The organism is Brucella rhizosphaerae (assembly GCF_002252475.1).
GTDB classification, from domain to species: Bacteria; Pseudomonadota; Alphaproteobacteria; order Rhizobiales; family Rhizobiaceae; genus Brucella; species Brucella rhizosphaerae.
On record NZ_NNRK01000020.1, the window covers coordinates 1 to 25,601 of the forward strand.

Below are 25,601 nucleotides of genomic sequence, written 5' to 3' on the forward strand. Positions count from 1 at the left end.
AATAAAGCGGGACAAGTCCACTTCACGGTGATGACACCACCATTCCCATCCGGGCGAAAGGCAAATGCACAACCGGACGCATCTGGACTTATGTGAGAGATGATCAACCATTCAATGGCCAGGCATCGCCCGCGGCAGTCTATTATGCTTCGGGTGATCGGCGCGGCGCGCACCCGCAGAAGCATCTGGCCAGATACGGCGGCATTCTGCAAACGGATTGCTACAACGGGTTTGAACCGATTGCGGTCGCGCAAATGAAAGAGATCCCGATTACATTCGCCTTTTGTCATGCACATGCACGACGGAAATTCTTTGAACTGGCTGATATTGAGAAAAGCGCCCGGGATCGTAAGCGGAATGGCAGGCCAATATCGCCCATTGCGCTTGAAGCCGTTAGGCGTTTCGATGCACTGTTTGACATTGAGCGGCAGATCAATGGACTGAGCGCTGAAGAACGGGTCAAAGAGCGGCAGAAAAAGAGCAAGCTGCTGTTCGATGATATGCATGAATGGCTAATAAAAGAGCGTGCTACACTGTCCAGTTCATCCGATGTGGTCAAGGCCATGGATTACATGCTCAAACGATGGGAGGGCTTTGCACGCTTCATCGCAGACGGCAGAATTTGCCTTACAAACAATGCCGCAGAAAGAGCGCTGAGAGGTATCGCATTGGGGCGCCGTAACTGGACCTTCGCCGGATCACAGCGCGGGGCCGATCGTGCCGCCATCATGCTCACATTTATCATGACCTGCCGTCTTAATGACGTCGATCCGAAAGCCTGGCTAGCCGATGTCTTCGCCCGCATCGCCGATCTGCCCGTATCACGCCTGCACGAACTCCTGCCCTGGCAGTGGAAAAAACTGCCCGAGGTCGAGAAAACCCTCGCTCAGCCCGCAGACTGAACAGCCGTCACAGCATACTTCATCAGAGGATTGCGCGCGCTAGAAAATCCAGCGGTCTTCGGCGCATGGGTACTATGAGTGGGCCGAAAAATTGATTAGAGTTCGTCCCAAATGAACCGCGAGCCGTTCCCACGCGGACCGTCATAGGCACTCCGGGTTTAGGGATCGACTATACGCTCGGTTGTCGCGATGGAGACGCACTGTCTCGAGTGGCGTTGAAAACTGTGATGGTGCTTTGTTCGAACGCCGCCAAGTCTCCGCGGGAAGCGACGGCGCGCGGCTCGGCAAACCGACCCAGCGCAACGCTCGGCATGATAAAAAATTTCTGCTAAACAATTATGATGATGAGTGCGGCAGAGGTTGATGAAACAAGTCGAACGAAAACGCTTCGGCTCACTGATCGCCTTCGGCATTTTTAGCACCGGACTCTTCGCGCCGGTCCTGATCGCGCACCAGCCAGTGGACTGCTCCGAGCGCAAGAGCCGCGCCCGCAAGGGCGGCAATCTTGGCTGGCTCCGTCTCGCCAAGGTCGAGGATGATAAATTTGCGCGCGATGGCGAGGAGCGCGATCAGCACGATCGTGCGGACTTGGAGGATCCCGAAGCTGCGTTCGGTCGCAACAAGAAGGGAGCGCTTGAACTCGAGCGCGATCACCACGGTGAAGACCATGCCGAACACCACCTGGAAGGTGGCGTAGTCGAGAGTGTCAAATGCCCCCAGAAGCAAGCGGTTCACGACTTCGCGCATCAGCGCCCAGACCGACGCCACGACGATCGCCGCAATGATGACGCTGAGGACGAGAATGACAACTTGCTCGAACTTCTCGTAGAGCGTCATCGCCGACCATTGTTCACGGGTCAGCCCAGATCGTTGCAAGTCTTTCATGATTGCCTCTCGAAAGCCGCCCTGGAGAGACAAGCTCCCCGGGGCTTTGCCAGACGGTGCGATATCGCACGGAGCGGAGGGGACGCCGCAAACCGGCGACACCCCATGTGGCAAATCAGCCGTTCTTGACCTCGATGCGCTTGACCTTGGCCTGCGCCTCGGGAGTCTGTGCCAGCTTGATCGTCAGAACCCCGTTCTTGAAGGATGCTTGCGCCTTTTCGCCATCCACGCCGGGGGGGAGCGGAATTGTCCGGTAGATCGCGCCGTAGCTGCGCTCGGAGAGGTAGTATCCCTTCTTCTCCTCCTGGCGCTCGATCTTCTTCTCCCCCTTCACAGTCAACATGTCATCGTTGACCGTCACCTCGATGTCCTTGATCTCCATGCCCGGCAGTTCGATCGACACTTCGATCGCGTTGTCGGTCTCAACCACGTCGGACTTCGTCTCTCCACTGCCAAAGGGCCATTCGAAATGACCGGCCCGATCCCAGAAACTCTCGAACACATGGTTCATTTCGCGCTGGAGCGTCGCGATCGGGTTGTCTTGGCTGCTCTTCGCATCTGGCGTGCTGTCCTTGCGCGCCCAGGGAATGAGGTCTTTAATCTGCATGATTGGTCTCCTTAGGTTTTCAGGCGCCCTTGACGGCGATCCTTTTCGGCTGCGCTTCAGGGGCCCGGGGGAGCGTTAAAGTTAGGACGCCTCCTCGCATCTCGGCTTCGATCCTGTCGGGGTCGAAGTCCTCGGAAAGCGTGAAGGCACGCTCGAAATCGCCCTCGCCATATTCGGCATAGGCAAGTTCGAGGTTTTTCGGCCGCACCGGGTCAACCTTGCCGCGGATCGTCAACACACGATTTTCGAGCGTGATTTCGATCGCATCGGCGGCGACCCCAGGCATTTCAAGCATCATGGAGACACCCTGATCGGTCTCGACGATATCGGTCAACGGGCGGTAGATGCGTCCGCCGCCGGTGGTCTCGGGCGAGTCGGTCGGCGTCTTTTCGGCGGCTTGCGTGATGTCGGTGCTCATCGTTCCAGCTCCTCTCAGGCTGCCTTGATCTCGATTTTCTTCGGCTTTTCTTCCTCGGGCCGGGAGATGACGATCCGCAATACGCCGTTCGTCATCCTCGCCTCGACCTTGTCATCCGAGGCCGCGAACGGCAGGCGGATAGTGCGGGAAAACCTGCCGAAACTGCGTTCGTTGCGGTGCCAGCGCGCACCGTCGGGAACCTCGGGCGCCTTGCGTTCGCCCGAAAGCGTCAGGACGTTGTCCTTGACCGAAATTTCAATGTCGCCCGGTTCGATGCCGGGAAGTTCAGCGGTGACTGCAACGGCCTCAGGGCCTTGCCAGACATTTACCGCCGGGAACGCCGCGCGGGACGGCGGCCAGAAACCGCGGTCGAGATCGCGCATCATGGAGCGCATCAGCGCAAAGGGATCGCTGCTGCGCAGATATGTCGGGTAGAGCATTGCTGGCCTCCTGTTGCTGATCGATACCCCCGAACCGTCGGCATGGAGGGACCGGGCAACGGTGCCGGCCGGATGTGGGTTCGGAGAACGCCTATCAAGATAGGCCGTTCCATTTATTATGCAAGCATGTATGATGGGTGCATTGCGTTTTGGATGGGGGGCGGTTTCTCCTGTGTACCATGCAATCGGCGGAAGGATAACCATGATCTCTTCGGACATCGCGCTGATCGGGACGACGATCCACCGGGTCGCGCAGCTCATCCAGCAGCGGATCGACCAAGACATCCGCGGCAGCGGCCTGACCCGCCTGTCCTGGATGGCGGCGGCGCATGTCGAGGATGCGCCTGGGCTGACCATCGGCGATCTGGCCGACCTGCTGGAGGTCGGCCAGGCCACAGCCGGCCAGCTCGTCGATCGCATGGTCCGGGGCGGCTGGGTCGAGCGGTCGCCCTCGCCCGACGACAGGCGGGCGCAGATCGTCACGGCAACGTCGAAGGCCCGGGCGATGCTGGAGGAACTCGCGCCGCGGCAATCGGCGCTCGAACATGAAATCTTCCAGGATCTGTCGGCGGACGAAAGGCGCGCCCTGCTGGCGCTGCTCGAGCGGATCAAGGCGCGGCTCGGGCGCCAGTGAAAGGGACAAGCGGCATGGAAAGGAAGACCGAATATAACATCTGGTACTGGGTGGTGGCTTTCATAGCCGTGCTTTTCATCCAGAACCTGATCGCCGGCTGGCAATCCGTCGCACCGATCAGCTACAGCCAGTTCGAGAAGTATCTCGCTGACGGGAAAATTTCCTCTGTCGCGGTCGGGTCAGACACTATCACAGGCACCTTCGCCGAACCGGTCGACGGCAAGAAGCAGTTCGTGACGACCGTAGTGAATCCCGCAATCCTGGAACGGATAGACCGGTCAGGTATCGAGATCACTGGCGTTCCGCAAAACACTTTTCTCGGCACGCTGATTTCCTGGGTGGCGCCAGCGCTTATCTTCTTCGGAATCTGGATGCTGCTGTTCCGCAAGTTCGCCGACAAGCAGGGCTTCGGCGGGTTCATGCAGGTCGGCCGCAGCAAGGCCAAGGTTTACATGGAAAAAGAAACCGGCGTCAGCTTCGCCGACGTGGCCGGTGTGGACGAGGCCAAGGCCGAGCTCGAGGAGGTCGTGGAGTTCCTCAAGAACCCGGCCGAATACGGAAAGCTGGGCGCACATATCCCCAAAGGCATATTGCTCGTTGGGCCGCCGGGCACCGGCAAGACGCTGCTGGCGCGCGCGGTGGCGGGTGAGGCCGGCGTGACCTTCTTTTCGATCTCGGGATCAGAGTTCGTCGAGATGTTCGTGGGCGTCGGTGCCGCGCGGGTGCGCGATCTCTTCGAGCAGGCTCGGAAATCCGCGCCGGCGATTATCTTCATCGACGAACTCGACGCTCTCGGGCGGGCGCGCTCCTCCGGCCAGGTCGCTGGCGGCCACGATGAGCGTGAGCAGACGCTGAACCAGCTTCTGACCGAGCTCGACGGCTTCGACCCATCAGTCGGCATCGTGCTGCTTGCGGCCACGAATCGCCCGGAGATTCTCGATCCGGCGCTGTTGCGGGCCGGACGCTTTGACCGGCAGGTGTTGGTGGATCGGCCGGATAAGAAGGGACGTGTGCAGATTCTTGGCGTTCACATGAAAAAGGTGAAGCTCGTCCCGGACGTCGATGCCGAGAAGGTCGCAGCGCTCACGCCCGGCTTCTCGGGCGCCGATCTTGCCAATCTCGTCAACGAGGCAGCATTGCTCGCCACGCGCCGCAAGGCCGATGCGGTGACGATGGACGACTTCAACAATGCCGTGGAGCGCATCATCGCGGGGTTGGAAAAGAAGAACCGCGTTCTGAACCCGCGCGAGCGCGAGATCGTGGCGCACCACGAGATGGGGCACGCGCTTGTGGCGATGGCTCTGCCGGGGGTGGACCCGGTGCACAAGGTCTCGATCATCCCGCGCGGAATTGGCGCGCTCGGCTACACTATCCAGCGCCCGACCGAGGACCGCTTCCTGATGACGCGGGAGGAGCTGGAGAACAAGATCGCAGTCCTGCTTGGCGGGCGCGCGGCCGAGAAGATCATCTACAATCATGTCTCGACCGGGGCGGCCGACGATCTGGTCAAGGCTACCGATATCGCCCGCGCCATGGTCGCGCGGTACGGGATGGACGAAGGCCTCGGGCATGTCAGCTACGACAGCGATCGGCCAGGCTTTCTCGGCACCGGCGACCAGTCGTCGTGGCTGAACCGCCGCTATAGCGAGGCCACTGCCGAGCGGATGGCCTCGAAGGTGCGCGACATCGGGGATGGCGTGTTCAAGCGCACCCTCTCGCTTCTCGAAGCCAACCGGGCGCTGCTCGAGCAATCCGCGCAGGATCTCCTGCAACGCGAGACACTGGACGAGCCCGATCTGGTGGCAATTGGGTCCAAGATGAAAAGAACGGAAGCGGTCGCTGCCTGACACCGTCACTGACGCAGATGATCGCGGACAACCCTGACTGGATAAAGAAACGGAGAGGAAAAATGGCAAACGGAACTTGCGATATTTGCGGTCGCCCGGCGACGGCGCGCGTGCGCGCTTCGGTGAACGGCAGGGTTCAGAACATGGAGCTTTGCGACCAGCATTACAGCGAAATGGCGCGCCGGTCGGGGCGCAGCGCCTCGCCGCTGGAGTCCCTGTTCGGACGGCGTTCCCTTCTTGACGAATTCTTCGGCGAGAGCGGTTTCGGCAGCCTCTTTGGTGACAGTCCGCTGCGAGGCGGCACGCTCGGCTCCATGGGTGATGGCAATGACGCTGTCGTCGACGCCACTTTCGGCGAGGGCGCGCCGCGGCGTGGATCGCGGCGCGGCGGCGGACGCACCATCGCCGACCGGCTGAGCGAACAGGGCAACAAGCTGCTGCAGGATGCCGCACAGAAGGCCGGGGAATTCGGGCGCAGCGAGGTCGATACCGAACATCTGCTTCTGGCATTGACCTCGTCTGACGTCGTCAAGACGATCCTGGAACAGTTCAAGGTCGATGTGGACGATCTGCGGCACCAGATCGAGAAGGAAGCGAAGCGTGGAGAGGCCAAGGCGGAGGGCGAAATCGGCGTCAGTCCTCGCCTCAAGGACGCGCTGAACCGGGCCTTCATCGCCTCGAACGAACTCGGCCATTCCTATGTCGGTCCCGAGCACCTGCTGATCGGCCTTGCCGAGGAAGGTGAAGGCCTGGCCGCGTCGATCCTGCGCAAATACGGATTGACGCCGCAGGCGCTTCGCCAGCAGGTGACCAAGGTCGTGGGCAAGGGAGCCGAGGAGGGCCGCGTGGAGGCGCCTTCCAGCACGCCCGATCTCGACCAGTTCAGCCGTGACCTGACGAAGCTCGCCCGCGAGGGCAAGCTCGATCCCGTCATCGGCCGCGCCCGCGAGATCGAGACGACGATCGAAGTGCTGGCCCGCCGGAAAAAGAACAACCCGGTGCTGATCGGCGAGCCCGGCGTGGGCAAGACCGCCATCGTCGAGGGACTTGCCCAACGGATCGTCGCGGGCGAAGTGCCCGAGGCGCTGCGCGACAAGCGGCTGGTCGAGCTCAACATCAACTCGATGGTGGCCGGGTCGAAGTATCGCGGCGAGTTCGAGGAGCGAGTCCAGAAGATCCTCAAGGAGATCACCGAGGAGAAGGACAGCCTGATCCTGTTCATCGACGAGATCCACACCATCGTCGGCGCCGGCCAGGGCGGTGGCGAAGGTGGTCTCGACATCGCCAACACCTTCAAGCCGGCGCTGGCGCGGGGCGAGCTGAACCTGATCGGTGCGACGACGCTCAACGAGTACCAGAAATACATCGAGAAGGACGCGGCGCTCGAGCGACGGTTCCAGCCGGTTTATGTCGAGGAACCCACGATAGCTCAGGTCATCATGATCCTGCGGGGGCTCCGCGACACGCTGGAAGCACACCACAAGGTGACGATCACCGACGAGGCCATCGTTGCGGCGGCCGAGCTTTCGGATCGCTACATCACCGGTCGCTTCATGCCCGACAAGGCGATCGACCTGATCGATCAGGCAGCCGCACGGGTGAAGATCAGCGCCACGGCGCGCCCCGTGGAAGTCCAGGAGCTGGAGGCCGAAGCCGCGCAGATCAAGCGCGAGCAGGACTATGCCGCAGCCCGCAAGCAATTCGACCGTGCAGCGGAACTGAAGAAGGAACTCGAGCAGAAGCAGAAGGAGCTGGACGAGCTTCTGGAAATCTGGAAGCGCGACCAGGCTTCGGCGACCGCCGAGGTGCGCGCCGATCATGTGGCGCAGATCGTCTCCAAGATCACCGGCGTTCCGGTCACCGAGCTGACCGCCGAGGAGAAGGACAAGCTTCTGAAGCTCGAAGACAAGCTGCATGAGCGCGTCATCGGCCAGGAAGAGGCTATCCGCGCCGTGGCCGATGCTGTGCGGCTGGCGCGCGCGGGCCTGCGCGAGGGACGCGGCCCGACCGCGACATTCCTCTTCCTCGGGCCGACCGGGGTTGGCAAGACGGAACTGGCCAAGACGCTCGCCGAAGTAATCTTTGGCGATCAGGACGCAATCATCCGCATCGACATGTCGGAGTATGGCGAGCGCCACTCGGTCGCCCGGCTGGTGGGCGCGCCTCCCGGCTACGTCGGATACGACGAAGGCGGGCAACTGACCGAGAAGGTGCGCCGTCGGCCCTACTCGGTCGTGCTGCTCGACGAGATCGAGAAGGCGCACCCGGATGTCTACAACATTCTGTTGCAGGTGTTCGACGACGGTCGGCTGACCGACGGCAAGGGGCGCGTGGTGGACTTCACCAACACCATCATCATCGCCACGTCGAACCTCGGTTCGGACATCATCCAGCGCAACCTCACGAAACGCGGCAGCAGTGAGTTCGACGAGGCCAAGCAGAAGTCCGAGCTGATGGAGGTGTTGCGCGGTCATTTCCGGCCAGAGTTCATCAACCGGATCGACGAGATCATCGTCTTCCACTCGCTGAACCAGTCGGAAATCCGCCAGATCGTCGAGTTGCAGCTCAACCGGGTGAAGCGGACCGCCCTTACCCAGGGCGTCGAACTCGAACTCGATGTGAGCGTCGTGGATCACTTCGGCGCGGTCGGCTTCCGTCCCGAATTCGGTGCCCGCGAGCTACGCCGGCTGATCCGGTCGCAGTTGGAGACCGAGTTGGCCCGCGAGATGCTCTCCGGGCGGATCGAGGATGGTGACAAGGTCCGCGTCGCCTGGTCGGAAGACGAACAGAGGGTCGTGTTCGAAAAGATCGTAAAGGACACCGGTGACGACAGCCCGGACGATCAGGCCAAGGCCGGGATCGAGGAGCCCAGCGAAGTTGCCGAAAACAAGACGGACGTTCCGAAGCCCAGCGTTGGGGATGAGGTGCAGTCCAAGGACGACAAGTCCGCCGAGTGACAGCGCAAAAGACTGGCCCGGCGCGATATCGGTCGCGCCGGACCATCTCTTCGGAGAGTTATAGGAAGGTCCACGGCATGAACGTCATTAGATCATTCCGCAATCTCGACCGGCACGGCCAACAGCGCGCGCCTGAGGTCATCGAGGAAGAATTGCGGCAACTTGAACCGCACCTTGCGCGCTTTCGCGAGGATCTGGTCCGGCTCGAAGTCGTTGCCTCGCAGACGAGGGGCAAGAAGCGCATCAAAGTCAGCCTGCGCCTGCAACTGCCGTCGGGCGTGATCGCGGCGCGGGAAGATGGATTCGAGATCGAGCCTGTCCTGCGCAAGGCCTTTGCCGACCTGCGCCACCAGGTCGATCGGCATGTGGCGCGCCTCAAGCACGAGCCTGAATACAAGCGTCCCGCCCGCCGGCGCCGGATCGGCGCCCCGCTGCCGCCCGCGCGGGATGCGGCGGAAGCGGACCGGCGCCAGCTCTTCTTTGAGCTGATCGAGGATCATCTCGATACGATCTATGACACCGTCAGGCGCGAGTTGACCTATCTCGAATGCAGCGGATCGGTACCGGAGGGTTACCTCAGCGTTCGCGATCTTGTCGATGCGACGATCCTCAAGGGACTGGAAAGGTTCGAGCAGCGGCCCACCGAGTTTTCCATAGGCGACTGGCTGCTGAAACTGGCTTTCGAGACCATCGAGGCCGAGGCGCGCGCCGCGCGCCGCGCCGTGCCTGAGGATGCCGCCTCCATCGAGGCGGAACCCGAGGCCCCGGCGGAGGATCCGACCGAGGCGGATCAGGCGATGTTCGAGTTCTACCAGCCCGACGAAGTGCTGATGCTGGAGGACCTCCTCGCCGACGACGGCGGCACAGACCCCGAGAGCCAAGCGGATCGGCATAAGATCGCCATGGTGCTGCACCGGGCAATCGCCGATCTTCCGCCGGTCGAACGCCGCGTTCTCTATCGGCTCTACCTCGACAACGCTACGATCGCGGAGACGGCAGACCTTTTCGGCCTGACCGAGACAATGGTCGCCGAGATCGCAGAAAATGCGGGCGCGACACTACGCGCGAGGCTTGCCGAAGCCGGGTTGGTCAGAGATCCATCAGGCCGCGCGCCCATCGAACGGGAAATCGCTCACACGCGGCGTCTGCCTCAGCCGATCGAGGATCGCCGCCGCGTGGCCGCCGCCCTAACCGGCGAGGAGGCCGGCTCCGACACCTGACATGGAACTGAATAGGAGATCGACCAATGACCATAGCCTCTGAAAACCCGACCGACAAGATGCAGGACATGCTGTGCAGCCTGTCCCGGAATTGGTGGGCATTCGTGTTACGCGGCGTGCTCGCATTGATCATCGCAGTGCTAGCCTTCGTCATGCCTGCGGAATCGCTTCTGGCGCTCACGCTGGTCTTCGGCGCGTTCGCCTTTGCCGACGGCGTGTTCGGCCTCGTCGCCGCGATACGTAACATCCGCAAGGGCGAACGCTGGGGCTGGCTGATGTTCAGCGGCATTCTAGGCATCGCCACGGGCGTCGTCGTGGTTGTCTCGCCTTTTGTCGCGACGCTTGTGCTTGCGACATTCCTCTGGGCCAGCATCGCATTCTGGTCCGTGTTCTCGGGTGCCCTCGAGATCGCGGCAGCGATCCGCCTGCGAAAGGAAATCAACGGCGAAATCTGGCTGATCCTGAGCGGCCTTCTCTCGGTCGTTCTCGGTGTCGTCGTGACCTGGATGCTGCTGACGCGCCCGGTCGAAAGCTTCCTCGCGCTCGGCTGGCTGATCGGCTTCTACGCCGCGGTCTTCGGGGGGATGATGATCCTCCTCGGGCTACGGCTTCGCAAGGGGGATCGTTCGGACGGTGCGGCCTTCGATAACGCTCCCCCATCGGCAAAGGCGTGAGGTGCCCTGTGGTGGATGACGGGCGACTTGCCGGCGAGGAGGACGATTTCACCCGATGGGACGAAACGATCTTCGACCGTTGCCTGAGCACCGGCTTCAATCCGTTCGGCAGCGGTCCGACGCCAATCTTCCTGCGGCACCGGGACGCAGAGGCGCCGGACGCCGATGCGAAGCCGTGCATGCCACCTGACACCGAAAATGCGAGGTGCTGATGTCGAACCGCCTGCCTGACTTGGCATTTGCTGCTGCGGCCGCTGCCTTGGGCATCGGCATCGTTTTCGTTTTTCGTTCGATGTATCTTGCCGAAGACATACTGCCTTTCGCGCAGGAGATGACGCTCATCTTCCTCGGCGCTGTCGTCACGATCATTCTGACCGCGGCGCTTCTCAATCGCCAGACCGATCTCGAGCTTCGCAAGGAAGGAAGGGTCATCATCCTCCAGCAGCAATGCGACATTTACATGGCCTGCATCGAGAAGGTCGCAGAGATCGTGGAAACCGCAAGGCACGATGCGAAGCTGATCGATGAACTGCGTGTTCTCAGCCACAAGCTGGCTGTGGTTGCGAGTGCAGGGGTCGTGTCCAGCTTCGAGCAGGTACTGGAGAGCTTGCAGTCCGGTTTTGCTGACGGCACGCTCTCGGACGGGGACGGAGAGGGCGTGATGAATGCCGTCGCCGATCTCACGATAGCGATGCGGTCGGACGTCCTGCACGCTGCTGCCTTTCCTTCGCAGAACACCGAACGCGCCGTTCGCCTGAATTCGAGGCGAATGGAAAAACTCGACGATCTCGAACGTCACCTTCTCGTATCCACCGACACCCGGGAGAACTGATATGCGCGGCCATAATCGCCCACCATTCCCGCCGAAAATTCCCGGAACCGATCTGCCATCCTGGGACGTGCCGACGGCAATCATCTACCGTCCTGCCCGTTCCGCGATGACATCGGCGCCTCGGCCCAACTACTGGGTCCTCGAGTTCGAGCCGTCCCGGCCGCCGCAGATCGAGCCGCTGATGGGATACACGTCCAGCAGCGATCCCTATCGTCCGATCCGGCTGAAGTTTCCGGATCGCGACAGCGCCGTGGACTTCGCAGAGCGGCAGGACTGGCATTATGTCGTGCGCGAGGACGCTGGGGGAGCCCGGATGGCGAACCCTTGGGCGGGTGAGACGCGCCACCGGCTGCACAGGGGCGTCGATGCCCCGGGAGCCTTCCGGGTCCCGTTCCGCCCCGATCGCCGCCTCTCAAGAGGCGTCCAGCATGAGAGCACGGCCGACCCGTCTACCAGCGACAGGGAGAGTTTCGATCCGGTCCTCGAAGCCTCGCTCGAATCCTTCCCCGCCTCTGATCCTCCGGCGTGGACGGGTGTGACAATTGCAAGAAAGACGACGGGATGACGGCCAGCTACATGCGCTCGATCTACCGGCTCTACCGCGAGGAGGGCCTGACGGTGCGCAAGCGCCGGGCGCGGCGACGCGCGGTGGGCACGCGGGCGCCGATCCTGGTCGAGGCAAGGGCGAACGCGCGCTGGTCGCTGGACTTCGTGCACGATCAGTTCGCCTGCGGGCGGCGCTTCCGTGTGCTCAACATCGTCGATGACGTGACGCGCGAATGCCTGGCAGCGATCCCGGACACGTCGATCTCCGGTCGCCGCGTTGCTCGTGAGCTGACGGACCTGATCTCCCGACGCGGCAAGCCGGGCATGATCGTCTCCGACCACGGCACGGAGTTCACCTCGAACGCGATCCTCGCCTGGTCGAAGGATCATCGCGTCGAGTGGCACTACATCGCGCCCGGAAAGCCCATGCAGAATGGCTACGTCGAGAGCTTCAACGGCCGGATGCGCGATGAGCTCTTGAACGAGAGCCTGTTCTTCGGCCTCGACCACGCCCGCAGCGCCATCGCCGAATGGAGGCAGGACTTCAACACCGCGAGACCGCACTCCTCGCTCGGATACCAGACCCCGGCGGCCTTCGCCGGAACCCTTACCGCAACCGGCTCCGACGCTTCGCTCGATAAGGGCTTCGCGTCTCCGCCCGTTGCTCAACCCGCGCCCAACGGCGTAACAGAAACGGTCGAGACTCTAATCGCCGCTGGATGAAAGTTCAGTGGCAGGTCACTTTGTGCGCAACTTTGTCTTGCCTGACAACGTTGATTCGACCAAGGTGACGGCTTCGATGAAAGACGGCGCGCTGGAAGTGCGGCTTGTCAAGGCCGAGCAAGCCAAACCGAAACAGATTGAAATCTCAGTCAACTAACTTTAATTAGGAGCCCAAGATCATGAATATCAAACAGCCCCAATCAACCTTCTCCGCACTTGCCCTGGCGGTCGTCGTCGGACTTAGCGGACCGGCTCAGGCCCAATCGGCGGCAGGTTCTAGCCCAGGTGCTGCAGCACCCTCTGCCGCATCCAAGGCGGCGCAGCCACAGGTAGATGACAAGGCCGCCCGGGAAGCCGAAAAAAAGCGTGCTGAGCTCACTCAGGACGCCATCACGGCGCTCACCAAGACCCAGGAGGCTTTGACACTCCTTGATGCAAAGAAGACCAAGGAGGCGCTCGCTGCGCTGGAACTGGCCAGCGGAAAGCTGGAACTGGTATTGGCACGCGACGCCAAACTTGCTTTGGCGCCGGTCGATGTACGCGTCATCACCCACGATATCCACGCCAACGTGGAAACGGTGAAGAAAGCGGTCGAGTTGTCTCGGGAGTTGTTGGGTGATGGCGAGGTGCAAAAGGCCCGGCCCATCGTCGCCAATCTGGCCAGCGAAATCGTGATCGAAACCGACAACCTGCCGATGGCAACGTACCCGGCAGCGATCAAGTCGGCCGCACGGCTCATCGACAGCGGCAAGATCGACGACGCCAAGGCGGAACTCGCCCGAGCACTGAACACGCTGGTGGTGACCTCGGTCGCCTTTCCTCTGCCCGTGCTACGGGCTGAAGCCGCGATGGCAAAAGCTGAAAAGCTGGCCGAGACCGACAAGCGCGATGCCAAGCAGAACGAGGAGCTCAGCACCTTGCTGTCGTCCGTGCGCACGGAGATCGAGATGGCGCAGATCCTGGGTTATGGCAAGAAGGCGGATTTCAAACCCATCTTCGATCAGGTGAAGTCCATTGAGCAAAAGTCGGCTGGTGGCAAAAGAGGCAAGGGATGGTTCGACGAGTTGAAGACGCGCCTCCAAAAGCTGTTTTGAGGTGATGAAGGGGCCGACTGTTCGGTCGGTCAGTCTCGCGATGTTCGCAGTCAGCCCCAATAGATTCGCCTATTTTCACTAACTCATACGAGGCATATCACCATGAATGAGCAAACATCGAATCCCAATGCGACGAACAAAGAAATAAACGAACAGGCCGCGGTAAGCAGCCTTCCTGTCAGTCCAGAGGCCAAGCCTGAAGTCGTCACGGAGGTACAGCCTGAGGTTCAGAAGGAAACGGACTCGCAGGCGGCAGACAAACGTAGACAAGTCCTCGATGAGGCCGTCTCGGCCTTGGCGCTGACCAAATCAGCGCTGGCCGCATTTGACGGCAAGGACGCTGCACGCGCATTGGCAATGCTGGCCGAAGTGACTGGAAAGCTGGAGCTGATTGTTGCGCGCGAACCCACACTTGCCCTGGCCCCCGTTGATGTGCGCACCATCGTGCACGACTTGTTCGCCAACACGGAAACCATTGAGGCGATGACCGACGAGGCGCTGGATGCCCTCAAACATGGCGAGGTGCAACAGGCACGTCACGTGCTGGCTTTGCTGGCCAGTGAAATCGTGATCGCGGTCACCAACATCCCTCTGGCGTCCTATCCCGCAGCCGTGAAGTCAGTCGTGCCGCTGATCGATCAGGGCAAGATTGAAGAAGCCAAAGCCGCGCTGCAGGCAGCGCTCAGCACGCTGGTCGAGACGCGCAGCGTGCATCCGCTGCCCGCCCTGCGCGCCAGGCTGCTCCTGAAGCGCGCCGAGACCTTGGTAGAAGATAGTCAGCGGAGCGAAGCGTCCAATGAGCGCCTGGAGACATTCTTGAACGAAGCGCGGCAGCAGTTGGAAATGGCAGAACTGCTGGGCTATGGAAAGAAGAAGGACTTTGAGCCCCTGTATGCTGAACTCAGGAAAGTCAAGCAAAAGACGGCTGGGGGAGGCGGCGGAAAAGGCTGGCTCGATGAAATCAAGGCAAAGCTGTCCAAGTTGTTCTGAAACCGCTGGATAGGGCGTAAGAGGGGCGCGTCGCGCCCCTCTCTTTGCTCAGGAGTGTATGCTTTTTCACCCCATTAGGCCGCGTGGACGAACCTGATCCATAAGCGGATGCAGCCGAGCAGGGCGAAGCCGAGAAAGCTGGAAGCGGTGTGGTCGTAGCGGGTGGCCACGCGGCGGCAGTTCTTGAGACGGTTGATGAAGCACTCGATGCGGGAACGCAGGGCGTAGAGGCGTCGGTTGACGCTGTGCTGCACCTTGCGGCTCCGCTTGGTCGGGATCTCCGGCTGGGCCCCCCGGTCGCGCGCATCCTGCCGCAGGCGGTCACTGTCGTAGCCCCTGTCACCGAGCAGCACGCCGGGATCGCTGTCGCGCTCGGCCATGAGGTGGTCATAGGCGATTAGGTCGTGGGCCTCGCCGGGCGTCAGCACGACGCTGATGGGCAGGCCATCGGCATTGGCACGCAGGTGGAGCTTGGTCGAGAAGCCGCCGCGCGAGCGGCCGAGAGCCTGACTTTGGGTCCCCCCCTTCCTCCGGCAGCGCAGTGGTGCGCCCGGATGATGGTGCTGTCGATCATCTGGAGCATGTCGGCCTCGCCGCCGCTGTCGGCGAGCGCCTGCAACAGCACGTCCCAGATGCCGGAGGTGGTCCAGCGCCGGAACTGGCGGTGGACCGAGTTCCACTTCCCGAGTTCCTCGGGCAGGTCACGCCACGGCGCGCCGGTTCGGGTGATCCAGAAGATGCCGTCCAGCGTGCGCCGGTGGTCCTTCGGTGGGCGGCCGCCGCGGGCCGACTGCTCCGTCAGGAACGGGGCGAAGGAAAGGAAAAGGAAATCCATGGATTTGATGCAACTGCTCTGGCTGTTCTTCATCGTCTCCGCACTGCAGCCGGCACTGCAGAGGAAGTATCTGGAGGCGATGCGCACTCGGAAGATCGCTCAAATCGAGAGGATGCGCGGAAGCCGGGTGATCCTGATGATCCATCGGCAGGAGACGATGAACCTCCTAGGTTTTCCCCTGGTTCGCTACATCGACGTTAACGACTCCGAGGAAGTCCTGCGCGCGATCCAGCTGACGGACGCCGAAATGCCGCTCGACATCGTGCTGCACACCCCCGGCGGACTGGTCCTCGCTGCCACGCAGATTGCTCGCGCCATCCAGGGACACAAGGGCAAGGTCACAGTTTTCGTGCCGCACTACGCCATGTCGGGGGGAACACTGATCGCTCTGGCCGCAGACGAGATCGTGATGTGCGACCACTCCGTGCTGGGCCCGATCGATCCGCAACTCGGCCAAATGCCCGCGGCTTCACTCATCAGGGTCGTCGAGCAAAAGCCGATCACGGAAATCGACGACCAGAGGTTGGTCTTGGCCGATGTCGGTCGAAAGGCGATCGCCCAAGTCGAGACCGTAGCGCGACGGCTCCTGACCGACAAGATGGACGAGGAAAAGGCGGCGACATTGGCGGCGCAGCTGGCCACCGGCACCTGGACGCACGACTACCATATCTCTGCGGAAGAGGCGCGCGAGATGGGGCTGCCGGTACGGACCGACATGCCCGAGGAAATACTCGAGCTGATGACCCTCTATCCGCAGCCCGTCCGCCGTCTGGGCGGCGGCGTCGAATACCTGCCCGAACCCCGCCACCGAGAGGCCCGGCGGGCCACGACCTCGCGCTGAACGGCGCCGCCCTGCCTGCCCCTCCGAAACGACACTCAAAGGGAGAACAGAATGCCCACCGTTGCTTGCCCGAAATGCAGTTCCGTCAATCGCGTTCCGCAGGAACGACTGACGGATAACCCCAGCTGCGGCCGCTGCGGCGCCGCCCTGTTCGAGGGCCGGCCAGTCACACTGACCGCCGCCAGTTTCGACCGACACGCCGATGCCGATCTGCCCCTGCTCGTCGATTTCTGGGCGGAATGGTGCGGGCCATGCAAGATGATGGCACCTCAGTTCGAGGCTGCGGCGCGTTCGCTCGAACCCCAGTTCCGTCTCGGCAAGCTCGATACCGAAGCCGAACAGCAGATCACCGACCGTTACGGGATCCGCGGCATTCCCACCATGATCTTGTTCAGGGGCGGCAAGGAAATCGCGAGGACGAGCGGTGTAATGCCTGCCGCGCAGATAGCGCAGTGGGCGCGGTCGCACGTTTAGAGTATACAAGTATTGGCATTTACTGCGACATGATATCAGGAGAAGAACATGCATGGCGTGACTGGATTTATCGAAAGTGCGGCCTTGTTGGTTTGCGCCGCGTTCGTACTCGTGACGATATGTTCACGGATTGGCGTGCCTAGCATCGTCGGCTACATTCTTGCCGGTATAGTCATTGGACCCGCTGGCCTCGGCCTGATTGCGGAGAGCGCTGCCCTGAGCAGTATTGGCGAAATCGGAGTCGTACTCCTGCTGTTCGCACTTGGTCTGGAATTCTCCTTCGAGAAGCTCGTAACACTCAGGAAGCATGTCTTCGGTCTTGGGGCTGTACAGGTTTCAGTCACGACGATAACGGTTTCGTTGGTAGCGAGTTTGGTCTTCGATCTCGCACCAGTTTCCGCAATCCTCATCGGCGGGGCCGTTGCGATGTCATCCACAGCCATGTGCCTCAAGGTGCTCGCAGGCGCGAACGCTCTTGGATCGGCTCATGGGCGCTTGGCCATCGCAGTGCTTCTGTTTCAGGACTTGGCAGCCGTCGCGTTCCTGCTTCTGCACGATGCAATGAGTGGTGCCGCCGAAGGGTATGGCGTGATAACGGTCATCGCCAGTGCAACGGCAGTGGTTGCTGCTCTGTTCATTGCCCGAGGTCCGTTGCAGGTACTTGCCCGTTGGGTCGCGTTGCGTGGCGATCCGGAGCTTGCCCAACTCCTCGCACTTACCATTGCGCTTGGGTCCACGATCGTCGCGACATCTGCTGGCCTTTCTCCGGCGCTCGCCGCATTCGCGACCGGTATGATCATCGGCGAGGGCGACGCGCGCCATGCTGTCGAGAACGAGATCCGGCCCTTTCGCGACTTGTTTGTCGGGATTTTCTTTATCGGTATCGGGACTCAATTGCCACTTTGGATCCTTCCATCTCAATGGCCTGCCGTGCTGGTCTGGCTTGCAATAATACTCTGCGGAAAGACGCTGATTGTTTTCGTCGTCGCCCGACTATTCGGCGAAGCGCTTCAGACCTCATTGCGGACCGGAGTCATCCTGGCCAACGGGGGAGAATTCAGCCTGATGTTGCTATCGGTTTCCTCGACGTCGGGTACAGTGGCCGAGGAGTTCGCCGGCCCCCTCCTCCTCGCGATTGGAGTGAGCATGTTGGCTGGAAGTCTTATGATTAGATGGGCGGGGTCAGGCCTAGGACCAATCGACATTAGGCCCTGTTGACAAAGTATGGCAGCCATATCTTTGCGGCGGCCAAGGCGAGAAATGCTGACACTCTAACCAAGCAAAGTCAGCCTTCGGCCCCCATTGCGGTCATCACGGGCCGAAGGGATATCCTGTGGAACACAGTCTATCGCAGCCGCGCTGTCGATTATGTTCGCACCCAGAGCATCGATATTCCCGCCGAACTGCTCTCCCAGGTCGCACCGCTTCCCTAGGCCCATATCGCACTCACCAGCGACTATCTCTGGAACGAAATTGACGGCCCCCCTCGAACGCTTCAGGCCGATCCGCGCTAACCGTTTCAACCCAAACAACTTAGCTTTCCCTTAGCGGGTTTTATTGCAGAAATGTCCACGGAACCCCTATTTGCAACACCTCTACCGGCGCGAATTGCTCTCGACTACGGGCAGGACAACCGGGCAACGCTGCTCCGTCTGGCTCTGGAACATATCCGCAATGCACTTATCCAGCGCCGCGCGGTTCGTCTCATAGACCCACCCGGCCGTCACGATGGCCTCCGCGCGCTTCGGGTCTGCCGCCTCGATCATGGCACGGCCGGCGCTGACGCGATCATACCCCATGACCAGGCTGGCAACATGGCTGTCGGCCGAAAAGGGCAGGAAGCGTGGCAGCAGCAAAATCAGGAATATGCCGACGAACAGCCCGACAAGGCCGGCCATCGACATGCGAAAATCCTGACCTTTCCGGTCGTAGGCGCTTTTCGTGTGGGCGGCGAGGTTCCGGCAGGCGCGCTCAAGGTCAGACGCCTGCCGCTCGAGCTGCTGCGCGGCGGTGCGTATCAGGGCCTCGCCGCTGCGCTCGAGGGCGGCCGCATAGTGTTGCGCGCCCTGCCGGAGAATGGGCGATTGCTCTACGCCGTGCAGGCGCTCCGCGACAACGCCGAGCTGCTGCACGAGCTGGGCGAGCTGGGGCTTGTAATCGGCCTGTGGCTCGATCCGTTCGAGCTGGTCGAAAGCAGCTTCCAGCCCGCGCCGCATCACGGTCATTTCCGCGCCGATCTGCGCGCCCTGCGTCTCAATCGTGCGCCGGAGCGCGTCGAAGGCTGCGGCCGGGTCGCCGGCGTCCTCGTCCAGTGCTTCCGGCTCGATTTCTTCCCTGTCGTCGTCCAGCTCCGCCATATTCTCCGTGCCTACCTTTCCATTCCGATACCCCGACTATGCCGGTGGCCGCGTGTCATTTCGTCTTGCAGCGCGCGGGCAATGCTCTGTTCCCGGCGAAGCTCCTGCCCGATTCCAAGCTCCCGGCTGCGATTGCGCACGAGGGATTCCGCCTGCGGGTCGCGTTCAAGGCTCTTGGCAAGGCTGCTCATCTGGCTTTCGACCTTGGCGCGGGCGTCGTCATGCTGCCAACCGCGAAGCTCCCGGCGCTGGCCCTGTAGCTCCTGCCAGCGTTCAACGAACCGCTCGGCCCTGACATTCGGGTCCTGCAGCGCGGCGTTTTCGCGCTTCATCCCGTCGATGACCTGCGCGACACGCTCCCGACCGGAAAGCTCGGTCATGGCGCGCGCCGTCGCCGGATCATGTTGCAGCGTCGAGCGCATCAAATCTTTCATGCCGCCCTGCACCTGGTCGAGCTGCTGGCCGGCATCGCGCATTTCCTGCCGCTGCATGTCGAGAACCGGCAAGCCCCCGCGCCGGTGCTGCACGACCGATTCATAAGCCCGCGAATAGCGGTCAACAGCCGCCTCAAGCGGCGACTGCCCCCGCGCCCGCTCGGCCAGCCGGTCGGGCGCCGGCGCCTGCCGCAAGCTCCCTTCCCTTTCCGGCCGCTCTGTGCGCTCCTGCGAGGGCGCAGGACGCGCATTGAGCTTGAGGCCGGCAAACATACCGCGCCGCTGCTTCTCGGCCTGCTGCGGCCGTTTCTGGTCGATCTGCGGGCCATCCTCGCCGGCGCGGTCTGGCTCGCGGCTCTCGGCCGCCGCGCCGCGCCCGAGTTTCAGGCCCTCAAACGGATTGCGACGCTGCTGTCGATCGCCGGCGAGATCCTCGCGCGGATCTGCACGACGATCCTGCCCGAGATCCGCGCGGATTTTTTGCGAGGATCTCCGATCAAGGGCATGATCCCCGGCCGTCGACTCTCGCTCCGCACGTAGCCCGGCGCGCTCGGCCGGAATTTCGATCTCGCTACGGACGCCCATTTGCTCCGCGATCCCGCGCCGTTCGGCAAAATCGCGGGTATAATCGAGCGTGGTTTCCTTCGCGCCAGACCGCGACAGCCGCCGCTCTAGCTGCTCATAGGCCAGCTCGCCGGCACCGCGCACCTTCCAGGCATAGCGCAGCGTCTCGGTGCCATCGGGCAGGGTGACGGGGGTAGCGCCGATATGCTGAAGGCCGATCTTCTCCCCGGTCTCGGGCGCGGCCTCCGACATGGCGCGTTCCAGGTCCACGCCCCATGTGGTGCGCCGCTCGCCCTTGTCGTTTTCCAGCGTCACGAAATAGCTGCCAGACTTCTGCGGGTCATGCTCGAAGGGCGCGGCCCCATGCTCGACCAGGCGGCCCGCCTGCCGGTCGGTAAACTCGTCCTGGGCTGCGTAGAGCTGCGCCCCGTCGCGATGCCGGGTCATGGCGACATAGGCGTCACGACACGAAAGTGTTGGATCTGTCCGACTTTTGAGAACGTATGGTGATCACGCTGCGAGGATAGATGTTTCGCGCCGCAATGGCCTGAGATCAACGCCGTCTGTTGGGGTCCAGATGTAATCGCCGGTGAGACTGATGTGCTGCCAGCCGAGTGGGGTAATGTGTTTGATGATGTCAAGCGGCGTGGGAATGCCATCTCGGTTGAGCTCGGCGAACGCCGGTTCGAGATAGAGTGTGTTCCAGTAGACGATGGCGTTGATTAGCAGGTTCCGTCCAGATGCTCGGTAGAACTGGACTTGTCCCGCTTTATTTCCGCCTCATGATCTCTTTTCGGCGGATATTTTTTCGAATTGGGCGGGCGATATTCCTCCGAGCGTCGAATGCCTTCTGCGAATATTGTAAAATCCGTTGATGTATTTGAAAAGTGCATCGGTCAGCTGCTGACGTGTTTGCCAGGCATGGCGCCAAATCAGCTCCGCCTTTAGTGTTTTGAAGAATGTTTCTGACACAGCATTATCCCAGCAGTTCCCTTTTCCACTCATTGATGCCTGGAATTTGAGCTGCTTCAGTCGCCTTTGATAGTCATAAGCACAGTATTGACTGCCGCGGTCTGTGTGATGAATGCAGCCGGGTTTTGGATTGCGCAAAGCAATGGCTCTGTTCAATGCCTGTAATGCAAGATCTTGTTTCAGACGGTCGCTGATAGCCCATCCCACAACGCGCCGTGAATGAAGATCGATTATGACAGCCAGATATAACCATCCTTCTCGTGTCCATAAGTAACTGATGTCACCCGCCCATTTCTGATTAGGCTTGTCAGCTGAGAAATCCTGATCCAGCAGGTTTGGGGCTATTTTGAAAGTATGGTTGCTGTCAGTTGTCACCTTATGCTTGCGGGTTCTAACCGCATAAATGTTGTTTTGGCGCATCAAACGCCCAACGCGTCGGTGCCCAACAGATAATCCAATATCCTGTAGTTCTTGCGTCATGCGGGGACGACCATAGGATTTAAGGCTAAGACGATACTGCTCTCGAATATGCGCGAGGATCACCATATCCTGTCTTTGCCTCTTGCTTAATGGTCGTCTGCGCCAAGCACGATAACCGCGCGATGTAACGTCCATAATCTGGCACAGCCGGTGGACCGGAAACTGAGTTCGGTGTTCTTCCACGAAAGCAAACCTCACTTGCTTTGGTTCGCAAAGAACACGGTGGCCTTTTTTAATACCTCCCTCTCCTCCAAAAGTAGGCGGTTCTCTTTGCGCAAGCGTTCATTCTCTTTCGCTAAATCAATTTCACCAGTCGGAGGCATATCCGCGGGGCGAGAGCACTGTATCCATTTCGATAGCGTAGAAAGGCCAACACCCAAATCAGTTGCTACCTGGCGCCGGGTAAGACCACTCGTAAGCGCAATCCGAACGGCTTCGCGTCTGAATTCATCAGTATGTAAGGCTGCCATAAATCTTCTCCTTAATGACTAATAGTCTATTCAAGGAGACGGAATCAAACCGCGACAAGTCCAAGTTTTTCCCGGTGCAGGAAAACGCCGCTCAGATCGAAGCCATGCGGGCCGGTCGGCTGCACGTGTCCGGCTTTAATACCGGTTCCAATCCGATCGCTGTCGCCTGTGCCGGCTTCCGGCCGTTTGCAATGATGGCCTCCAAGGACGGCGCCTTCGGCTACGAGATGGAAATCATTACTTATCCAGGTTCCGGGGTCGAGAAGATCGAGGATCTCAAGGGCAAGAAGCTCGCCTTCACCGCCGAGACATCCAACTCCGGTTTCAAGGCTCCATCGGCATTGCTGAAGTCCGAGTACAAGCTCGAGGCGGGCAAGGATTTTGAGCCGGTTTTCTCGGGCAAACTTGACAATTCGGTCCTCGGCGTTGCCAACAAGGACTACCCGGCTGCGGCTGTCGCCAATTCCGTCATGAAGCGCATGATCGCCCGTGATGTCGTCAAGGCGGATCAGATCGTCTCTATTTACAAGTCGCAGACCTTCCCGACCACCGGATATGGCGTGTCTCACAACCTGACCCCGGAACTGCAGGAAAAGATCAAGGACGCGTTCTTCACGTTTAACTGGGAAGGCTCCGCCCTGCTGAAGGAATTCCAGACCTCCGAGCCGCCTCAGGAGGCCTTCATTCCGATCACCTTCAAGGAGCATTGGGCAGTCATTCGCCAGATCGATGAAGCCAATGGCGTCACCTACGCGTGCAAATAAAGACGCGTGAACATAGGCGCCGGGGCGTTCGCGGCCCGGCGCTTACTCATGTTTTAAAGGCGGAGAACGACAATGCTCAGGATCACGGGGCTCACCAAATCCTACAAGACCGGCGACAAGGCGCTCAACGGGATCACATTGGAAATCCCTGCCGGCCAGGTGGTGGGTTTGATCGGTCCCTCGGGAGCTGGCAAATCCAGTCTCATCCGTTGCGTAAATCGACTGATCGAACCCACGTCAGGCAAGATCTTTCTAGGCGAGCGAGACGTGACCGCGTTGTCTCGGTCCGATCTCAGGGTCGCGCGCCGCCGTATCGGCATGATCTTCCAGGAATATGCTCTGGTCGAGCGGTTGACCGTAATGGAAAACGTGCTCTCCGGTCGGCTCGGCTACGTGCCTTTCTGGCGCAGTTTTTTACGCCGCTACCCCGCAGGCTACGTGCAGAACGCATTCGCACTTCTGGAGCGCGTTGGTTTGACGGCCCATGCCGACAAACGCGCCGATGCTCTCTCAGGCGGTCAGCGACAGCGCGTCGGTATCGCACGCGCGCTGGAGCAAGACCCTGAACTGCTTCTGGTTGATGAGCCGACCGCTTCGCTCGACCCTAAAACCTCACGGCAAATCATGAGGCTGATCGTCGAGATCTGCAAAGAACGAAACCTGCCGGCGGTCATCAATATCCATGACGTCCTGTTGGCGCAGGCTTTCGTTCAACGGATTATCGGCCTGCGTGCTGGCGAGGTAGTCTTCGACGGCACGCCTGACCAACTCGACACAGCTGCACTCACCCGCATCTATGGCGAAGAGGACTGGGTTGCCATGCAGAAGCAAGCCCAGGATGATGCCGAAGAAGAGCTCCTTGCAGTTATTGAACGAGAACGGGCGGAAGAGCGCTTGGCAGGAGCCTTGTGATGGCCCATGTACTCTCGACGAGCTATCCTTCGGTGTGGCGGCGGCCACCACTGTTCATCAGGTCGGCGGTTTTGCGCTGGCTGATCTATGGGGGCGCGCTGATTTATATCATCGTTGCCGTTGCGACCATCGATGTAAACTGGGCGCGTGCCTACGAAGGGCTCGATCGCGGCTGGCGTTTCCTTCAAGGCTTTCTGGTCCCAAACTTTACCACGCGCTGGCGTGATATCGCACAGGGACTTGAAGAGAGCCTGACGATGACGTTGACTTCGACTATCGTCGGTATCCTCGTTTCCATCCCGATTGGCATCGGAGGGGCGCGCAATCTTGCGCCAGCGCCCGTCTACTACGTGTGCCGCTCAATCATTGCCATTTCGCGTGCCTTCCAGGAGATCATCATTGCGATCCTGCTCGTTGCAATGTTCGGTTTCGGCCCGTTCGCGGGTTTCCTGACGCTCACCTTCGCAACGATTGGCTTTATCGCCAAGCTCCTCGCTGACGCTATCGAAGAAATCGATGAAAAGCAGGCAGAGGCCATCCGTGCCACCGGCGCGTCTTGGCTGCAACTCGTCAACTATGCGGTCCAACCACAGGTAATGCCGCGACTGATAGGGCTTTCGCTCTACCGGTTTGACATCAATTTCCGTGAATCGGCCGTCATCGGCATCGTCGGGGCAGGAGGTATCGGTGCAACGCTCAACACGTCGATTGACCGATACGAGTACGATAGCGCCGGTGCTGTGCTGATCCTCATTATCGTCATCGTCATGCTCGCCGAATACGGTTCGAGCTTAATTCGCAAGCGGGTTCAATAATGCCAGTTTCACATTCCCTTGATGGCAGCAAGACATGGCGCAAGCTCACGCCGAGCCGCGAGCTCATTCAGTGGATCGGTTGGCTGCTACTCGTCGCCTTCTTCATGTTCTGCTGGCAGATCATGACAAAAGATACGATCTGGGCGTTTATTTACGATGCGCCCCGGCAAGGCGGCGACATTCTTAGCCGCGCCTTTCCACCTCGCCTGTTTTATGTAAGCGAGCTCATCACTCCGGTTTGGGACACGCTCAACATGGCGACGCTTGGGACGCTTTTTGGCACTGTGCTGGCGGTGCCTATTGCTTTCCTTGCCGCTCGCAACACCACGCCCAGCCTGCTTGTCCTTCGGCCGATCGCACTTTTCCTGATCGTTGCATCACGGTCCATCAACTCGCTGATCTGGGCATTGCTTCTCGTCTCGATCCTGGGACCTGGACTGCTTGCCGGCATCATTGCCATCGCCCTTCGGTCAATTGGCTTCGTCGGAAAGCTCCTTTACGAAACGATTGAGGAGATCGACCAGAAGCAGGTTGAAGCTATCTCATCCACCGGGGCAAGTCGCATACAGGTTATCGACTACGCGATTGTGCCGCAGGTCCTGCCTTCGTTTCTGGGAATTACCGTGTTCCGCTGGGACATCAACATCAGGGAATCGGCGATCCTCGGCCTCGTCGGTGCAGGCGGGCTCGGCCTCAAGCTTCAGTCCTCTTTGAACATGTTGGCCTGGCCCCAGGTAACGACGATCTTCATCGTCATTCTGGCCACGGTTATCCTGGCCGAGTGGGTCTCGGCAGCTGTACGCAAGGCGCTCGTGTGAGCCTGTTTAACGTCAAGGCTTTCGGGTCCCGGGCAAGGCCGTCTGCAGTGTTGCAGTCTAAGTTCGTGCGTTCTTATTCAAAGTCGAGGGCAGGCG

Annotated in this window: 24 protein-coding genes and 4 pseudogenes; 19 read left to right on the plus strand and 9 right to left on the minus strand. The window is 60.7% G+C overall.

The features are described from left to right. Positions 1–20 precede the first annotated feature (20 nt). Positions 21–902 (plus strand): annotated as a pseudogene (gene tnpC / locus CEV32_RS04405) (IS66 family transposase); the annotation flags it as partial. 393 nt (positions 903–1,295) lie between these two features. Here the strand turns inward: tnpC and CEV32_RS04415 are convergent. From CEV32_RS04415 to CEV32_RS04430, 4 genes are all read right to left on the minus strand, one after another. Next, the gene (locus tag CEV32_RS04415; RefSeq protein WP_445433062.1) at positions 1,296–1,739 is read right to left on the minus strand and encodes a phosphate-starvation-inducible PsiE family protein; all 444 of its coding nucleotides are present in this window, start codon (positions 1,737–1,739) and stop codon (positions 1,296–1,298) included. A 163-nt stretch (positions 1,740–1,902) separates the two neighbouring features. Beyond that, positions 1,903–2,394, minus strand: coding sequence for an Hsp20/alpha crystallin family protein (locus CEV32_RS04420; RefSeq protein ID WP_094574580.1), 492 nt, complete (start codon positions 2,392–2,394; stop codon positions 1,903–1,905). A gap of 19 nt (positions 2,395–2,413) precedes the next feature. Then, positions 2,414–2,812 carry an Hsp20/alpha crystallin family protein gene (locus CEV32_RS04425; RefSeq protein WP_012754153.1) on the minus strand — a complete coding sequence of 133 codons (399 nt, stop codon included), beginning with the start codon at positions 2,810–2,812 and terminating at the stop codon, positions 2,414–2,416. A 14-nt stretch (positions 2,813–2,826) separates the two neighbouring features. Then, positions 2,827–3,252, minus strand: coding sequence for an Hsp20/alpha crystallin family protein (locus CEV32_RS04430; RefSeq protein WP_094574582.1), 426 nt, complete (start codon positions 3,250–3,252; stop codon positions 2,827–2,829). 202 nt (positions 3,253–3,454) lie between these two features. Here CEV32_RS04430 and CEV32_RS04435 point away from each other — a divergent pair, with 202 nt between their 5' ends. The 11 genes and pseudogenes from CEV32_RS04435 (at position 3,455) to yfdX2 (ending at position 14,769) form a co-directional block, all read left to right on the plus strand. Continuing rightward, positions 3,455–3,886, plus strand: coding sequence for a MarR family winged helix-turn-helix transcriptional regulator (locus CEV32_RS04435; RefSeq protein WP_003603275.1), 432 nt, complete (start codon positions 3,455–3,457; stop codon positions 3,884–3,886). Between the two features lie 14 nt (positions 3,887–3,900). Next, positions 3,901–5,733 (plus strand): ATP-dependent zinc metalloprotease FtsH, encoded by a 1,833-nt coding sequence (ftsH, locus tag CEV32_RS04440; RefSeq protein WP_094574584.1) that lies wholly within the window; start codon positions 3,901–3,903, stop codon positions 5,731–5,733. Between the two features lie 62 nt (positions 5,734–5,795). Further along, positions 5,796–8,690 carry an ATP-dependent Clp protease ATP-binding subunit gene (locus CEV32_RS04445; protein WP_094574586.1) on the plus strand — a complete coding sequence of 965 codons (2,895 nt, stop codon included), beginning with the start codon at positions 5,796–5,798 and terminating at the stop codon, positions 8,688–8,690. A 77-nt stretch (positions 8,691–8,767) separates the two neighbouring features. Further along, positions 8,768–9,910: a sigma-70 family RNA polymerase sigma factor gene (locus tag CEV32_RS04450; protein ID WP_094574588.1), complete on the plus strand. Its 1,143-nt coding sequence runs from the start codon at positions 8,768–8,770 to the stop codon at positions 9,908–9,910. 26 nt (positions 9,911–9,936) lie between these two features. Then, on the plus strand, positions 9,937–10,584 hold the full coding sequence (locus CEV32_RS04455; RefSeq protein WP_094574590.1) for an HdeD family acid-resistance protein: 648 nt from the start codon (positions 9,937–9,939) through the stop codon (positions 10,582–10,584). Between the two features lie 211 nt (positions 10,585–10,795). Next, complete coding sequence (locus CEV32_RS04465) at positions 10,796–11,416, plus strand: hypothetical protein (protein ID WP_037094075.1); 621 nt, start codon at positions 10,796–10,798, stop codon at positions 11,414–11,416. A 1-nt stretch (position 11,417) separates the two neighbouring features. Then, on the plus strand, positions 11,418–11,981 hold the full coding sequence (locus CEV32_RS04470) for an NADH dehydrogenase ubiquinone Fe-S protein 4 (RefSeq protein WP_094574592.1): 564 nt from the start codon (positions 11,418–11,420) through the stop codon (positions 11,979–11,981). A gap of 14 nt (positions 11,982–11,995) precedes the next feature. Then, positions 11,996–12,685 (plus strand): annotated as a pseudogene (locus CEV32_RS04475) (IS3 family transposase); the annotation flags it as partial. Positions 12,686–12,698: 13 nt separating this feature from the next. Then, positions 12,699–12,842: pseudogene (locus CEV32_RS04480) on the plus strand (Hsp20/alpha crystallin family protein); the annotation flags it as partial. Between the two features lie 22 nt (positions 12,843–12,864). Next, positions 12,865–13,779: a heat resistance protein YfdX1 gene (gene yfdX1, locus CEV32_RS04485; RefSeq protein WP_094574594.1), complete on the plus strand. Its 915-nt coding sequence runs from the start codon at positions 12,865–12,867 to the stop codon at positions 13,777–13,779. A gap of 102 nt (positions 13,780–13,881) precedes the next feature. Next, entirely contained in the window at positions 13,882–14,769 is an 888-nt protein-coding gene (gene yfdX2 / locus CEV32_RS04490; RefSeq protein WP_094574596.1) for a heat resistance protein YfdX2, read from the plus strand. Between the two features lie 74 nt (positions 14,770–14,843). Here the strand turns inward: yfdX2 and CEV32_RS04495 are convergent. Further along, a protein-coding gene (locus CEV32_RS04495) for an IS5 family transposase (RefSeq protein ID WP_374883688.1) occupies positions 14,844–15,604 on the minus strand; the annotation gives its coding sequence in 2 pieces (ribosomal slippage) (positions 14,844–15,298 and positions 15,298–15,604; 762 coding nt in all). On the opposite strand from CEV32_RS04495, the gene CEV32_RS04500 reads away from it, so the two are divergent. From CEV32_RS04500 to CEV32_RS04510, 3 genes are read left to right on the plus strand one after another with little or no spacing between them, the layout of a single operon-like run. Continuing rightward, positions 15,603–16,445: an SDH family Clp fold serine proteinase gene (locus tag CEV32_RS04500; RefSeq protein WP_094574598.1), complete on the plus strand. Its 843-nt coding sequence runs from the start codon at positions 15,603–15,605 to the stop codon at positions 16,443–16,445. The genes CEV32_RS04495 and CEV32_RS04500 overlap by 2 nt on opposite strands. A gap of 51 nt (positions 16,446–16,496) precedes the next feature. Next, complete coding sequence (gene trxC / locus CEV32_RS04505) at positions 16,497–16,919, plus strand: thioredoxin TrxC (RefSeq protein WP_011982916.1); 423 nt, start codon at positions 16,497–16,499, stop codon at positions 16,917–16,919. A 48-nt stretch (positions 16,920–16,967) separates the two neighbouring features. Further along, positions 16,968–18,137: a cation:proton antiporter domain-containing protein gene (locus CEV32_RS04510; protein WP_094574600.1), complete on the plus strand. Its 1,170-nt coding sequence runs from the start codon at positions 16,968–16,970 to the stop codon at positions 18,135–18,137. Positions 18,138–18,514: 377 nt separating this feature from the next. Here the strand turns inward: CEV32_RS04510 and CEV32_RS04520 are convergent, their stop codons facing one another. The 4 genes and pseudogenes from CEV32_RS04520 to CEV32_RS04540 all read right to left on the minus strand — a co-directional run bounded on the left by CEV32_RS04520 (position 18,515) and on the right by CEV32_RS04540 (position 22,196). After that, positions 18,515–19,276, minus strand: coding sequence for a DUF6118 family protein (locus tag CEV32_RS04520; protein ID WP_235818716.1), 762 nt, complete (start codon positions 19,274–19,276; stop codon positions 18,515–18,517). Positions 19,277–19,287: 11 nt separating this feature from the next. Then, complete coding sequence (locus tag CEV32_RS24025) at positions 19,288–20,721, minus strand: hypothetical protein (protein ID WP_328587909.1); 1,434 nt, start codon at positions 20,719–20,721, stop codon at positions 19,288–19,290. Positions 20,722–20,784: 63 nt separating this feature from the next. Further along, a pseudogene (locus CEV32_RS04535) lies at positions 20,785–21,030 on the minus strand (Tn3 family transposase); the annotation flags it as partial. A 24-nt stretch (positions 21,031–21,054) separates the two neighbouring features. Next, positions 21,055–22,196 (minus strand): IS3 family transposase gene (locus CEV32_RS04540; RefSeq protein ID WP_376857326.1). Its coding sequence is split into 2 segments (ribosomal slippage): positions 21,055–21,932 and positions 21,932–22,196, totalling 1,143 coding nucleotides; the frame shifts between segments, so codons are not numbered across the junction. A 14-nt stretch (positions 22,197–22,210) separates the two neighbouring features. Between CEV32_RS04540 and phnD the strand changes: the two genes are divergently transcribed. The 4 genes from phnD (at position 22,211) to phnE (CEV32_RS04560) (ending at position 25,505) form a co-directional block, all read left to right on the plus strand. Next, complete coding sequence (phnD, locus tag CEV32_RS04545) at positions 22,211–22,960, plus strand: phosphate/phosphite/phosphonate ABC transporter substrate-binding protein (RefSeq protein WP_445433061.1); 750 nt, start codon at positions 22,211–22,213, stop codon at positions 22,958–22,960. A 72-nt stretch (positions 22,961–23,032) separates the two neighbouring features. Next, complete coding sequence (phnC, locus tag CEV32_RS04550; protein ID WP_094574604.1) at positions 23,033–23,872, plus strand: phosphonate ABC transporter ATP-binding protein; 840 nt, start codon at positions 23,033–23,035, stop codon at positions 23,870–23,872. Beyond that, positions 23,872–24,687 carry a phosphonate ABC transporter, permease protein PhnE gene (gene phnE, locus CEV32_RS04555; protein ID WP_015647707.1) on the plus strand — a complete coding sequence of 272 codons (816 nt, stop codon included), beginning with the start codon at positions 23,872–23,874 and terminating at the stop codon, positions 24,685–24,687. The genes phnC and phnE (CEV32_RS04555) overlap by 1 nt, the downstream gene beginning before the upstream one ends. After that, positions 24,687–25,505, plus strand: coding sequence for a phosphonate ABC transporter, permease protein PhnE (gene phnE / locus CEV32_RS04560; protein WP_094574606.1), 819 nt, complete (start codon positions 24,687–24,689; stop codon positions 25,503–25,505). Before phnE (CEV32_RS04555) ends, phnE (CEV32_RS04560) begins: the two co-directional genes overlap by 1 nt. Positions 25,506–25,601 lie beyond the last annotated feature (96 nt).

Excerpts from the sequence above, each read along its gene's own strand:
- CEV32_RS04415 (WP_445433062.1), bottom strand. The coding sequence starts at position 1,739 with ATGACGCTCTACGAGAAGTTCGAGCAAGTTGTCATTCTCGTCCTCAGC.
- CEV32_RS04420 (WP_094574580.1), bottom strand. The coding sequence starts at position 2,394 with ATGCAGATTAAAGACCTCATTCCCTGGGCGCGCAAGGACAGCACGCCA.
- CEV32_RS04425 (WP_012754153.1), bottom strand. The coding sequence starts at position 2,812 with ATGAGCACCGACATCACGCAAGCCGCCGAAAAGACGCCGACCGACTCG.
- CEV32_RS04430 (WP_094574582.1), bottom strand. The coding sequence starts at position 3,252 with ATGCTCTACCCGACATATCTGCGCAGCAGCGATCCCTTTGCGCTGATG.
- CEV32_RS04435 (WP_003603275.1), top strand. The coding sequence starts at position 3,455 with ATGATCTCTTCGGACATCGCGCTGATCGGGACGACGATCCACCGGGTC.
- ftsH (WP_094574584.1), top strand. The coding sequence starts at position 3,901 with ATGGAAAGGAAGACCGAATATAACATCTGGTACTGGGTGGTGGCTTTC.
- CEV32_RS04445 (WP_094574586.1), top strand. The coding sequence starts at position 5,796 with ATGGCAAACGGAACTTGCGATATTTGCGGTCGCCCGGCGACGGCGCGC.
- CEV32_RS04450 (WP_094574588.1), top strand. The coding sequence starts at position 8,768 with ATGAACGTCATTAGATCATTCCGCAATCTCGACCGGCACGGCCAACAG.
- CEV32_RS04455 (WP_094574590.1), top strand. The coding sequence starts at position 9,937 with ATGACCATAGCCTCTGAAAACCCGACCGACAAGATGCAGGACATGCTG.
- CEV32_RS04465 (WP_037094075.1), top strand. The coding sequence starts at position 10,796 with ATGTCGAACCGCCTGCCTGACTTGGCATTTGCTGCTGCGGCCGCTGCC.
- CEV32_RS04470 (WP_094574592.1), top strand. The coding sequence starts at position 11,418 with ATGCGCGGCCATAATCGCCCACCATTCCCGCCGAAAATTCCCGGAACC.
- yfdX1 (WP_094574594.1), top strand. The coding sequence starts at position 12,865 with ATGAATATCAAACAGCCCCAATCAACCTTCTCCGCACTTGCCCTGGCG.
- yfdX2 (WP_094574596.1), top strand. The coding sequence starts at position 13,882 with ATGAATGAGCAAACATCGAATCCCAATGCGACGAACAAAGAAATAAAC.
- CEV32_RS04500 (WP_094574598.1), top strand. The coding sequence starts at position 15,603 with ATGGATTTGATGCAACTGCTCTGGCTGTTCTTCATCGTCTCCGCACTG.
- trxC (WP_011982916.1), top strand. The coding sequence starts at position 16,497 with ATGCCCACCGTTGCTTGCCCGAAATGCAGTTCCGTCAATCGCGTTCCG.
- CEV32_RS04510 (WP_094574600.1), top strand. The coding sequence starts at position 16,968 with ATGCATGGCGTGACTGGATTTATCGAAAGTGCGGCCTTGTTGGTTTGC.
- CEV32_RS04520 (WP_235818716.1), bottom strand. The coding sequence starts at position 19,276 with ATGGCGGAGCTGGACGACGACAGGGAAGAAATCGAGCCGGAAGCACTG.
- CEV32_RS24025 (WP_328587909.1), bottom strand. The coding sequence starts at position 20,721 with ATGACCCGGCATCGCGACGGGGCGCAGCTCTACGCAGCCCAGGACGAG.
- phnD (WP_445433061.1), top strand. The coding sequence starts at position 22,211 with ATGACTAATAGTCTATTCAAGGAGACGGAATCAAACCGCGACAAGTCC.
- phnC (WP_094574604.1), top strand. The coding sequence starts at position 23,033 with ATGCTCAGGATCACGGGGCTCACCAAATCCTACAAGACCGGCGACAAG.
- phnE (WP_015647707.1), top strand. The coding sequence starts at position 23,872 with ATGGCCCATGTACTCTCGACGAGCTATCCTTCGGTGTGGCGGCGGCCA.
- phnE (WP_094574606.1), top strand. The coding sequence starts at position 24,687 with ATGCCAGTTTCACATTCCCTTGATGGCAGCAAGACATGGCGCAAGCTC.